The organism is Nostoc sp. 'Peltigera membranacea cyanobiont' 210A (genome assembly GCF_002246015.1).
In the GTDB taxonomy this organism is placed as follows: Bacteria; Cyanobacteriota; Cyanobacteriia; order Cyanobacteriales; family Nostocaceae; genus Nostoc.
The window spans coordinates 175790-188018 of sequence record NZ_NOLJ01000004.1 but is presented as its reverse complement, the minus strand read 5'-3'; the positions used below and the strand labels follow the sequence as shown (position 1 = coordinate 188018).

Below are 12229 nucleotides of genomic sequence, written 5' to 3'. Positions count from 1 at the left end.
CACCCAGACAATTACCAGATTGTAAAGGCTTGAGACACCAATTTTAGCGTAGGCGTAGCCCACCGCAGGTATCGCTCTCCTACTCTGCGTCTCTGGGTGAAACTTACCCGCTTACTTCACCTTGTAACCATCCTTCCAAATCAGCAAGAGTAGAGAAATCCAACAAAGCATCACCTAAAGCTTCCAACTTTTCCACGGATAACTCTTGAATCTGGGACAGAAGCGCATCAGGAATATTACCCACGCGCCGATTTAAGAGTCGTAAAACGATCGCTCTTTCTCCTTCGACTTTGCCTTCCTCTCGTCCTTCAACCTTTCCTTCCTCTCGCCCTTCTTGCTTCGCTTCCAGAATAGCCCGTGGTTCTTCGAGATTTAGTCCCAACATCGCTTGAATCTCCTCTCGACTAAAATTAGAAAACTTATAGACGATAATCGTCGTCACTAAATCAATTATCGCTTGCTCCGATTGTTGCCGTGCTTGTTCCAGTAAAAACCGCGCCCCTTCTACTGCTTCCGTTTCAGAAGTAACATTTGTCAGCAACATCAAACCTAATCCCAAAGGTTGTTGTTGCAAATCCCCCAACTCATCCAGATAAACCCGCCTGACTTGGCCACTTTCCAACAAAGCACGGTGAATCGAAGAGGAAGAAGGTTCCAAGCTGCGAGAAGCAAAAATTATGACTCCAAACCAGTCATCGTAACGGATAGAGTTGCGGTAGAGAAACAAAAACAATTCGCTAAAGAAGCGGTGATATAAGTCTTCGTCCTTCTGAAACTGGACTTCTGCAAAAAAGACGGTTTTGGAAACTGCATTAGCCGGAGGTAAAAATACTCCATCAATCCGAAACGCCGTTTCTTTCACCTCAACTGATTCAAACTGGTAGTTTTCTGCTTCTGGAGGTGGTTCATCTACTAATTCAAACAGCAAACCGGGAAATTGCTTAAATAATTTGTAGAAAATGGTGTCACGTCGCATTTTTATCCCTCAACACCCAGACAATTACCAGATTGTAAAGGCTTGAGATACCAATTTTAGCGTAGGCGTAGCCCACCGCAGGTATCGCATGTCCCTACGTCCGCGATAAAATTCTCAAGCACAACAGCGCACTCCATACCAATGCAAATTAACTGGCAAACTGCCAAAACCTACGAAGATATTCTGTATCAAAAAACTGATGGCATTGCAAAAATCACCATCAACCGTCCCCACAAACGCAACGCTTTCCGTCCTGAAACAGTCTTTGAACTGTACGACGCTTTCTGTAATGCTCGTGAAGATACTACTATTGGTGTTGTTCTATTTACTGGCTATGGCCCACACACTGATGGCAAATATGCTTTCTGTTCTGGTGGCGATCAAAGCGTGCGGGGACATGGAGGTTATGTGGATGATACTGGCATCCCCCGATTGAATGTGCTGGACTTACAGCGTTTGATTCGTTCCATGCCGAAAGTGGTGATTGCTTTAGTCGCTGGATATGCGATCGGTGGTGGACACGTCCTACACTTGATTTGCGACCTTACCATCGCCGCAGATAATGCCATTTTTGGACAGACTGGCCCGAAAGTCGGCAGTTTCGACGGTGGTTTTGGAGCTAGCTATCTCGCCCGCGTTGTGGGACAAAAAAAAGCTAGAGAAATTTGGTTTCTCTGCCGCCAATATGATGCACAACAAGCTCTAGAAATGGGCTTAATTAATTGCATCGTCCCAGTGGAACAACTAGAAGCGGAAGGTATTCAATGGGCGCAAGAGATTTTAGAAAAAAGCCCGATCGCAATTCGATGTCTCAAAGCTGCCTTCAACGCTGATTGTGACGGACAAGCTGGTTTACAAGAACTTGCTGGCAACGCCACCCTACTTTATTACATGACAGAAGAAGGATCTGAGGGCAAACAAGCCTTTCTTGAAAAGCGTCCACCAGACTTTCGCTCTTTTCCTTGGCTACCATAGAATTGCAAAAATCGCACCTCACTAAAGGGTGCGATTTTTTTATATATCAACTTTTACAGCACTAAAATCTTAAAAACAAATCTTATTTTAAATGGACTACAAACTCAGTCCAGTAATAATGGATGACTAAATGACCACTGCTTTAGTTTTTACCTGTTCAGATATGGAGGCAGCTATTTCCTCTAGAGGGGCAAGAGCAGCATTATCGAAATCTGAGGCTAAAGATTGACAAGATGTTAAAACTGGAGCTGCATCTGGTAAACCCCAAGCATCTTCCAAGGTTTCCCAAGAAGGTGCAAAAGGTGGGAGTGCCAAAGAGCAAGCCTTCCAAGTCGCTTGAACTGGTGCGCCCAACTGCTGGCACGTTCCACCACGGCGACCTTCTGGCTGGTAATGACGACAATATCTACAGGCAGATGCTAAAACTTTAATGGGTTTCATTCGGATTCATCTTTAGTGTTGTTTCTGGCTGAATTTCATCTTTATATTCTGCTTCTATATATAAAGACGGAGAAAAGCCAAAAAGTCATTATTTTCTATAGGTTTCAGCGATCCCAAGTAAAAAATAAACTTCAGGATATTTTTATAATCTTGTTATATATTTAAATAATCATTAGAGCAGTTACATATAGTTATCGTCTAAAACTTATTAGGGATCAAGAATAAAAGGAAAGCTTTTGATTTGTCCAGCCTTTTAAGTTCTTCCTTAAGCCATCCTTAAGGCATAGAATTTTAGATAAATAGTCTGCTTTAGTTACCACATTCGGCAGATTTTAGCGATAAACTATATCTTTTCTCAAGAATTAGAAAGATTTGATGTAATGGCAGCAAATTATTTCAGGATAAACTCTGCTCAACGGATAATCGTTCAACTATTTTGCTTTGAAAACTGTTTAGCAGCACAAACAGAACAGACTTCCCAGCGCTGGAGTTCACCGGGTGGGGTGGGAGATTGGCACTGGGGACAAAGGGGTAAGCCATGCGATCGCGATCGCACAATTTTCGTCCAATGTCCAAAAGCCGCATTTACATCTTTAGTGGGTGTAGCATCAGGGCGGCTAATCTCATCACCAAGGTAACTGGGATGCTCATGAGGCGAAACCGTTTGTTGCTGTTTTCTCTCCACCGACGGATTCTGCCAGCTAGCGGTAGAGAAGCGAATATCAACCAAAGGCGTTGGCAGCTTTTTATTCAACTTTAAAAGTAGAGATGTGCGACCAAAAGTCAGGTTTTGCGCCCAAGCAGCACTAGAAGTTGCTACCGACAAAACATCACGCTGAATCGATAATGGTCGAGTATTTGCGGCAACTACTGGGCCAACAACTTCTGCCCAACACTTGAGCAGACGTTGAAATGGTTGCTCCTGCCATTTAGCCTGCTTTTCCAGAATCCTTAAAACATCATTAATTGATTTCAACGACATTATTCAAAGTGGGGAGTGAGGAGTGAAGAAGGGAATAGGATAGGGTACAGGTTACAGGTTACAGGGTGCAGATTATTCCCTATCACCTGTCACCTCTTCCCCAATCCTGGATTTCTCACAAGTGAGAAATCCAAGGGGTGTGGGAGGTGTGGGAGGTGTGGGAGGATGGGGAAGAAGTCTTACCCCCCACACTCCCCACACTCCTCTTCCCCCTCTGCCTACACTATGCGTCAGAAATCCGGGTCAATCCCCAATCTATTTAAATAATTTCCGCTACTATTGTCACAAAATATATCTAAAAGTTGATTCCAGTAATCTCCGTTTGAGGCACAAAGGCAATGACTCAAAACCCCCTGAACGACTCCAGTACTCATCAATCGTCTAAAACACCTGGGTTGAAACCAGTACTAGCAGCAGCACTAGCAAGTTTAGAGGTGCCGCTAGATCAAGAATTAGCTCGATACCGACGCACGCGAACTGGTTTGGTGTCATCTAAGCAGTCCCGTGTTGCAAGTTACATCAGCGGACAACCCCAACCGTTAACTACCATTTCGACAATATTGGGCGCAACTCAGTCATCAGCAACGGAAATTAAAACCAACGTATCGCCTGCATCTGTACCCGTGAATCCTGAGATGAATCCAGCGCCAGCTACGGCAAAAATTGATGTCTCACCTGCATCTGTAGCTGTGAATCCTGAGATGAACCCAGCACCAACTACGGCAAAAAATGAGGAACTGAATAATCTTAATGTGCCCTCCACCTCCAATGCAGCTAAAACACAAACTCAACTCCCACCACCCCCACCCAACTTTAGTAGCAGCATTGTGCCAGCGATCGTTAAAAATACTAAAAGCGAAAATCATTTGCAGACAGATGATAGCCCCAAGCACCCAGATGACTATTTAGAATCTAGTGAAGCACTGCTGCGAAGTCTGACAGAAGAACAACCAGAAACCAAGAAACCAAGCAATTCTAGCGACAGTCTGCTATCACCTTTGGGTATTGGCTCCATGTTGCTGCTATTGGTGGCTAGTCTGATCTTGGGTTATGCAGTCTTCAATCCCAAAAGCTTGCCACAATGGAATTTAGGCAATTTATTTAATGGCAACTCCTCTCCCACACCAGAAAATACTGAGGAAGTTGGGAGTAATGTCCAACCTCAAATTCAGCCACCAAGCACATCTATACCCAAATATCCCAATCTAGCTACTGAAGAGTTTCCTGAAGTCAGAGATCCAAATGATGTAGTTGGCTTAAAACCCAAAGTCCAATCACCCCCCCCTGTAGTGCCTAATCGAATTGTTACCCAAAACCCCGCAAATCCTCAAGGGGCATTTTCTAACCCCAATACAGCCCAACCGACTAACCCGATCGCCTTAGCACCAGTGCCGACGCTAAAATCCTTGCCTCCCCTAAATTTACCTCCCACCTCACCGACAAAAACCTCGCCCAAGCCAATCGCAACCTCACCAAAGCCAGATGCAGAAATCAAGCCAGGAACAGATGGGTTTTATCATGTAGTGATAGATAATAAAGGCGCAGCTTTTGCCTCAGCACGGCAAGTAATTCCTGATGCTTATTTATCGCCTAACAAAGAATTGATTTATCTGGGTGCTTTTAAAACTAAAGAGCAAGTAAAACAACAGATGAAACTGTTAGAAGCGAAGGGAATTAAGGCACGAGTTCAGCAGCCATGAATTGCAAAAATCTACGATACCATGAGATAACAGTGCTGAGTGCTGAGTTGTGTTAGCGGATAGCTAGGGTTTAGCTCGTGCTGAGTGGTAGAGACAAAATATTGTTTGTTTACGACCCCACAACAAAAAATATTATACTCAAAACTTTTATTAGGCACTCAGCACTCCATAACTACACCGATGACAAAAAATACTTACTATACTTAGGACTTTAACTAGGCACTCAGCACTCTATAACTAAATTCATTACTCAGCACGGGCTAAACGCCCTGCTAACAGCACTCAGAACTGGATTTCGTTGGAGAGCCGATATGGAATTAATCAAGCGTATCCTGCGAGTGATTCGCGCTAATCTCAATAGTTTAATCGGTGGTGCAGAAGATCCAGAAAAGATTTTGGAGCAAGCTGTCCTGGAAATGCAGGAAAATCTGGTGCAGTTGCGGCAGGGTGTAGCACAAGCGATCGCTACCCAGAAACGCACTGAACGACAAGCAGCGGCCGCTCAGTCTCAAATGGAAGAATGGTATCGCCGCGCCCAATTGGCACTGCAACAAGGTAATGAACCTCTAGCACGTGAAGCTTTGACTAAGCGTCAAGCCTATAAAGAAACTACTACAGCCCTCTTTTCGCAGATAGAGCAGCAAAACGAGATAGTTGCTAGGCTAAAAAAGGATATGCGATCGCTAGAGTTAAAAATTGCCGAGGCGAAAACTAAAAAAGATATGTATATTGCCCGCGCCCGTTCTGCTGAAGCGTCTTATCGCCTCCAAGAAATGCTCGGCGGAGTTTCTGCTACTAGCAGTCTGAGTGCCTTTGAGCGCATGGAAGAAAAAGTTTTGCAGATAGAAGCTCAATCAGAAGCCATCGCTCAACTTAGTAGCGACGACTTGGAAACACAATTTACTTCTTTGGAATCTAATGATGTAGATACCGAATTGGCAGCGATGAAGGTACAGGTTTTCAAGCAGTCAGAAAACACACAGCACAAAATCCTAACCGAGGAGAGCCAAAAGACAGAGCAACCTCCCCAACAGCAGTTACCCAAAACTCAGGATTCTTGAAGTTCTACTAATTACCCCAGTTTGGCGATATCTTAACAATTAAGAGTTGTTAGGAGGTACTGATTCAAACTGGTAAAGATTACATTGAAATAGGTAGCTATAAAAAAGTAAAAAAGCTAACTGTCCAACAAAAAGCGTAAATCACACAAGGAAAAACAAAGTTATGGGATTATTCGATCGTATTAAGCGAGTAGTTAGTTCTAACCTCAACGACCTGGTTAACAAAGCCGAAGACCCCGAAAAAATGCTAGAGCAAGCCATCCTGGAAATGCAGGAAGACTTGGTACAGCTGCGTCAGGGAGTAGCCCAGACGATCGCCGCCCAAAAACGCAGTGAGAAACAGTATAATGATGCTCAAAATGAAATCAATAAGTGGCAACGCAATGCCCAACTAGCGCTGCAAAAAGGTGATGAAAACCTAGCACGACAAGCTCTAGAGCGCAAGAAGACTTATACTGACACCAGTGCTGCCCTCAAAGCTAGTTTAGATACCCAAAGCACCCAAGTTGAAACCCTCAAGCGCAACTTAATCCAGCTGGAAAGCAAAATTTCTGAGGCTAAGACCAAGAAAGAAATGCTCAAAGCTAGAATCACTACTGCCAAAGCCCAAGAGCAACTCCAAGGCATGGTGCGTGGGATGAATACTAACAGTGCAATGTCTGCCTTCGAGCGGATGGAAGAAAAAGTCTTGATCCAAGAATCCCGGGCCCAGGCAGCAGGAGAGTTAGCAGGTGCAGATTTAGATACCCAATTTGCCCTGTTGGAAGGTGGTAACGATGTTGATGATGAATTAGCAGCTTTAAAAGCCCAGATGCTACCACCCGCCGCTCCACAAAATCAAGCCCAACTGCCACCGCAACAAGAAACCACTGCTCCTAAATCTACTGCTCCTAAGTCCAATGAAGTGGTTGATGCTGAGTTAGATTCCCTACGCAAGCAATTGGATCAACTGTAAAATTGACAGAAAACTTATTTAAGCTAGTCCCACACCTGTTGGCTGTGGGATTTTACGTCATTAGTCAATAGTTAACAATCTTAATCACTATAAATTATTAACTATGGACTATTGACGACTTTGGGATAAAGTATTGTGTGTGCCAACTTTGATCGCCACCTGATGGAGACTGCAATGAGTAAGGCTGTAATCACCATAACCGATGCTGAGTTTGAAACCGAAGTGTTAAAAGCCGAGCAGCCTGTATTAGTTTATTTTTGGGCTTCCTGGTGTGGGCCTTGTCAATTGATGTCGCCCGCGATTAACTCAGCTGCCAGCGAATATAGCGATCGCCTCAAAGTCGTTAAAATGGAAATTGACCCCAACCCACTGACTGTTAAGCAGTACCAAGTCGAAGGTGTACCCGCCCTCAGACTATTTCAAGGACAGGAAGTTTTGATATCCACCGAGGGAGTCATCGGCAAAGAGAAATTATTTGCTCTTCTAGACACCCACTTAAATAGTAATTAGTCAATAGTTCATAGTTCATAGCAAATGACCAATGATTAATGACCAATGACTAATGACTAATGACTAACATACAGTTTGCAAAACGTTTACAACCCCTAAAATCTAATGTATTTGCTGATATGGACAGAGCCAAGGCAGTCGCTTTGGCTGCTGGACGGGAGGTAATTGATTTGTCGTTGGGGTCTTCTGATTTACCAGCGGAGGCACACGTTATTGAGGCGATCGCCCAATCTCTCCACGATCGCAGTACCCACGGCTATCTGTTATTTAACGGTACCCAAGGATTTCGCGAAGCCGCAGCCAACTGGTACGAACAAAAATTTGGTATCAAAGTCGATCCTCAAACTGAGGTACTACCTTTAATTGGTTCTCAAGAAGGCACAGCCCATTTACCCCTAGCCATACTTAATCCAGGAGATTTTGCCCTGTTGCTCGATCCAGGTTATCCCTCCCATGCGGGGGGAGTCTACCTAGCCAGTGGTCAAATCTACCCGATGCCACTACTGGCAGAAAACGGTTTTTTACCAGTGTTTGCTGATATTCCCGCCCCAGTCTTGGCCCAGTCGCGGATGATGGTATTAAGTTATCCTCATAATCCCACCGCTGCGATCGCACCTTTATCTTTCTTCCAAGAAGCTGTCGCCTTCTGTCAACAACACAATCTCGTCCTGGTTCACGATTTCCCCTACGTAGATTTGGTATTTGGGGAAACTGGGGATTCGGCAGATTCTTCTCCCAATCCAAAATCCAAAATCGTTCGACTGAGCGAAGTCGAAGTCCAAAATCCAAAATCCCTAGTTCCTTCAATTCTGCAAGCCGATCCAGAAAAAAGCGTCTCGATTGAATTTTTCACCCTTTCCAAGTCCTACAATATGGGCGGCTTCCGTATTGGCTATGCCATCGGTAATGCCCAATTAATTAACGCTTTACGCCAGGTAAAAGCCGCCGTTGATTTTAATCAGTATCGGGGAATTTTGAATGGTGCGATCGCTGCCCTAACAGGCCCTCAAGCTGGCGTAAAATCTGCTGTCGCTACCTTCCAGGGGCGGCGTGATGCTTTTATCAGTGCTTTACACCGCATTGGCTGGAATGTTCCTACTCCCCAAGCCACAATGTACATCTGGGCAAAATTGCCCTCACCTTGGAGTGAAAACTCCGTAGAATTTTGTACTCAGCTAGTCAAACAAACTGGTGTCGCGGCTTCTCCAGGTGCTGGCTTTGGCAAATCTGGAGAAGGGTATGTCCGTTTTGCCTTGGTGCATGAGCCACCTTTGTTAGAAATTGCTGTAGAAAGAATGGCTGAGTTTCTTCATTAAATTTCTTCTCAAGCTGAACGCCAAGGATTTTTAGTGGCAAAGTTTACCAATGGAGCATACGGTAGGGGCACACATTTGTGCATCCCTACTAAACTAATTACCGTATTGTACTGAACTTAAAAATATTGTGTTGTAATTTTTTGCGACTATAGAATTTGACTAAAATACGTAATTAAACGTATATAACTATCAAAACATTCTTCATCTTTTTATTGATAATCAGGAGTAACTTTACCCAATCAGGTCTCTCCGTTTCTTAAACTGGGTTTGTACGCTCAGATACCAAAGACGGTTATAAAAATACAGGTCGTGCTTTTAAGCAGCCGTATTGCTAAAAAGCCCGTGGTCAAGACAGCTCAAGCCTAAAAACGGCACTAGTTTAAAACTTAACTTCCAAACTGACAGAGACTTGAAAACAATGAAAACAACTTTTCAGACACTTGTAATTGGTGCCTCAATGGCTATTGGTGTGAGCGCTCTTGCCACTGCCCCAGCACACGCTACATCTTTTGACTTCAATAATACAGGAGAAATTAACACTTACACTGGTGGCTCAAATGGTACCTTCATTAAAGGGAATGCACAAGGTGGTACTAAATCTGCCATCAAAGCTTTGACAGATAACAACCCCAGCTCTAACGTCGAGCTTTGGTATAGTAGCGAAACCCCAGGTTCTAATGTTGGCTTCACCGCCACAAAAGGAAACTATAAAGCCACCGTTAGCAGTGTCACTGCTGATGACTGGAATAGTTTTGGTTCGCAATGGCTAGGCAATTTATTGAGTAGCTACACACCATTTCAATCAGTTTGGAACGGGTTTTCAGCCGACAGCAAATCACTAGTAACTAGTTATTTTCCTTCCTTGGGAATGGGAGATCCGAACATTGGTGGTTTCCAATTCGGTCAAAATGGCGGTGTGGAACTGAAGTTAGTTGGTCACTTGGATGTAAAGACTAAACTTGCAACAACTATTTCTACTAAGGTTGATGAAAAGTGGAATGCAATTAAATCACAGTTTCCTCAACAAACAACTCAACCAACCCTTTCACAACTTGAAAGTTCAATTCCACAATTACAAACACAGCTGAACGCAATTCCCGGACAAATTGCATCACTGCAAACAAAACTGGATGCAATTCCCGGACAAATTGCACCACTGCAAACACAACTGGACAAAATTCCCGGACAAATTACCACACTGCAAACACAACTGAACACAACTGTTGGACAAATTGCACCACTGCAAACACAACTGGACGCAACTCTCGCAAAAATTGCACCACTGCAAACACAACTGAACACAACTGTTGGCCAAATTACATCGCTGCAAACACAACTGAACACAACTGTTGGCCAAATTGCATCACTGCAAACACAACTGAACGCAATTCCTGACACTCTAGCCAATGCAGTACAAAGGCAAACACTGACGAGTCAAATTACTGTACTAAATACCACCAAAACTCAACTGACGAATCAAATTACTGTACTAAATACCACCAAAACTCAACTGACGAATCAAATCACTCCACTAAATACCACCAAAACTCAACTGACGAGTCAAATCACTCCACTAAATACCACCAAAACTCAACTGACGAGTCAAATCTCTCAACTGAATACCACTAAAACTCAACTGACGGGTCAAATTACTGACTTGAATACTTTCAAAAATGTGACACTGCCAGGCCAAATCTCTCAACTGAATACTCTCAAAAATCAGCTACCAGGTCAAATCTCTCAACTCACATCATTTAAAGATGTACTGACTCTACAAGCTGCATTAACTGCATATAAAGGTGAAATTGGAGCTAGTGAAATTGCCAAGGTAGTTACTGGTGGTCAAACTTACTATGCCTATAGCTTTAACCCCACTGCATCCGGTATTACTGCTTCTGATGATGGCGTATCCTACAGTGCAATTTATACTTGGTCAACACCTGAGTATGTCTCAGCACCAGAACCATCAGTAATACTTGGTCTTATGGGTGTTGCTGGTGTCTTTGCTACCCGACGCAAATTGAAAAAAGCATCTGGTTGAAATTCCGGTTTCCATTCCAAAAAATAAGTAAGGGAGCTAACAGCTCCCTTTTTTGATGAATAATTCCTTGCAGCTATAAGAGAATTTAATCTTCTAGGTTATACTAATTTTAAAAATAGTTGCAAAAAATAAATCGGTTGCAACATTTGACATCTATATGTCTCTACCAACTGTATTTGTTTTTAATATGGATTTCGTACAATGGTATTACTTCCCTTCACATCTTTAGGAAGGGAAATTATCATAATATTAGTTCCATTATTACTTAAGTAGTTTTACTTATAAACTTTAGAAAATTACTATTGTAAAAAAGAGGTTAACTTAATACTCGAAATTATCAAAAGTTCGTAAAAAAAAGATTAATTTTTGATTTAATTATATTTGATTATACTATCATTTTAGTCTTGTAGTGCAGCTAATTTTGATTTCTTCAGATATTTGATTAGACTACATAAGTACAATTTATATTTATTTTACTGTTTAAATGCACTACTGTTTTAGTTTATGGTAATCATTGTTGGCTTTTAATTAAGATAATCAGATAATAGGTAGCAATGACAGTAGAATTACTCAATATAAATCAGCCATTGCAGTCACACAAAGTTAGACGGATTTTACTAGTTGAAGACCATTACCTCAATCGGATGTTACTTAGTGACTATCTAAGTTACTGTGGGTATGAAGTCCAAAGTTTATCAGAAGGTTCTGCTTTTTTCTCAACCATAGAGGAATTCGAGCCAGATTTAATGTTATTGGACTTGAAATTGCCAGATGTTGACGGTTATTCACTCTTAAAACAAGTCCAGCAAAAACCTGATTTGTCAAAAATACCTATCATTGTGGTTTCAGCCTTTGCTTTTAAAGCAGATCAAGAACTAGCTCTGAGTTTGGGTGCATGTAGCTATTTTGTCAAACCTTTAAAACTCAAGGATCTCATCCTTGCAATTGAAGAACAGTTTACTTGTCGCCACAGATAGCCTTTTTTGCTAGGTGTGTATTTATTCTGCTTTTTGATCGGCAATAAACTCTTCAACGCACTCGCTAAGACTTTGTACAGAACTGCCAATTGTTGAAATTTTATGTTGTACTTGCGCTAATAACAAAACTGCTGTTTGCAGTTCATTGAGAGTTTCAGCCATAGCCTCACGATACTGGATTTCAAAGTCTTGTAAATTCATAATTTAGCTGTCGTATGAAATCATCATAATAAATATTTCTCAATCATAATCGTAAATTTAACTGAGTAAATCCGTTAATTCGCTTAATATTATA

Annotated in this window: 13 protein-coding genes; 9 read left to right on the top strand and 4 right to left on the bottom strand. The window is 42.4% G+C overall.

Going from position 1 to position 12229, the window contains the following annotated elements; translation table 11 throughout:
* Window positions 1-103 precede the first annotated feature (103 nt).
* Window positions 104-976, bottom strand: coding sequence for an Rpn family recombination-promoting nuclease/putative transposase (locus CDG76_RS13795; RefSeq protein ID WP_094349570.1), 873 nt, complete (start codon window positions 974-976; stop codon window positions 104-106).
* Window positions 977-1117: 141 nt separating this feature from the next.
* Between CDG76_RS13795 and menB the strand changes: the two genes are divergently transcribed.
* The gene (gene menB / locus CDG76_RS13790; RefSeq protein ID WP_094349569.1) at window positions 1118-1951 is read left to right on the top strand and encodes a 1,4-dihydroxy-2-naphthoyl-CoA synthase; all 834 of its coding nucleotides are present in this window, start codon (window positions 1118-1120) and stop codon (window positions 1949-1951) included.
* Window positions 1952-2077: 126 nt separating this feature from the next.
* Here menB and CDG76_RS13785 read toward each other — a convergent pair whose 3' ends face one another.
* Complete coding sequence (locus CDG76_RS13785) at window positions 2078-2392, bottom strand: hypothetical protein (RefSeq protein ID WP_094349568.1); 315 nt, start codon at window positions 2390-2392, stop codon at window positions 2078-2080.
* A gap of 427 nt (window positions 2393-2819) precedes the next feature.
* Window positions 2820-3374: a DUF721 domain-containing protein gene (locus CDG76_RS13780; RefSeq protein ID WP_094349567.1), complete on the bottom strand. Its 555-nt coding sequence runs from the start codon at window positions 3372-3374 to the stop codon at window positions 2820-2822.
* 121 nt (window positions 3375-3495) lie between these two features.
* Here CDG76_RS13780 and CDG76_RS37290 point away from each other — a divergent pair, with 121 nt between their 5' ends.
* The 8 genes from CDG76_RS37290 to CDG76_RS13740 all read left to right on the top strand — a co-directional run bounded on the left by CDG76_RS37290 (window position 3496) and on the right by CDG76_RS13740 (window position 11934).
* Window positions 3496-3759, top strand: coding sequence for a hypothetical protein (locus CDG76_RS37290; RefSeq protein ID WP_190240847.1), 264 nt, complete (start codon window positions 3496-3498; stop codon window positions 3757-3759).
* Entirely contained in the window at window positions 3713-5074 is a 1362-nt protein-coding gene (locus CDG76_RS13775) for a hypothetical protein (RefSeq protein ID WP_094349566.1), read from the top strand. The genes CDG76_RS37290 and CDG76_RS13775 overlap by 47 nt, the downstream gene beginning before the upstream one ends.
* A 311-nt stretch (window positions 5075-5385) precedes the next feature.
* Window positions 5386-6135, top strand: a complete 750-nt coding sequence (locus tag CDG76_RS13770; protein ID WP_094349565.1) for a PspA/IM30 family protein — start codon at window positions 5386-5388, stop codon at window positions 6133-6135.
* Window positions 6136-6298: 163 nt separating this feature from the next.
* The gene (locus CDG76_RS13765) at window positions 6299-7090 is read left to right on the top strand and encodes a PspA/IM30 family protein (protein WP_094349564.1); all 792 of its coding nucleotides are present in this window, start codon (window positions 6299-6301) and stop codon (window positions 7088-7090) included.
* Between the two features lie 174 nt (window positions 7091-7264).
* Complete coding sequence (locus tag CDG76_RS13760; RefSeq protein ID WP_094349563.1) at window positions 7265-7600, top strand: thioredoxin family protein; 336 nt, start codon at window positions 7265-7267, stop codon at window positions 7598-7600.
* A gap of 59 nt (window positions 7601-7659) precedes the next feature.
* Complete coding sequence (locus CDG76_RS13755) at window positions 7660-8916, top strand: LL-diaminopimelate aminotransferase (protein WP_190240846.1); 1257 nt, start codon at window positions 7660-7662, stop codon at window positions 8914-8916.
* 418 nt (window positions 8917-9334) lie between these two features.
* The gene (locus CDG76_RS37285) at window positions 9335-10957 is read left to right on the top strand and encodes an NF038130 family PEP-CTERM protein (protein WP_190240845.1); all 1623 of its coding nucleotides are present in this window, start codon (window positions 9335-9337) and stop codon (window positions 10955-10957) included.
* A 554-nt stretch (window positions 10958-11511) separates the two neighbouring features.
* Window positions 11512-11934, top strand: coding sequence for a response regulator (locus CDG76_RS13740; RefSeq protein ID WP_094349562.1), 423 nt, complete (start codon window positions 11512-11514; stop codon window positions 11932-11934).
* A 21-nt stretch (window positions 11935-11955) separates the two neighbouring features.
* Here the strand turns inward: CDG76_RS13740 and CDG76_RS13735 are convergent, their stop codons facing one another.
* Window positions 11956-12135 carry a hypothetical protein gene (locus tag CDG76_RS13735; protein ID WP_094349561.1) on the bottom strand — a complete coding sequence of 60 codons (180 nt, stop codon included), beginning with the start codon at window positions 12133-12135 and terminating at the stop codon, window positions 11956-11958.
* Window positions 12136-12229: the final 94 nt, after the last annotated feature.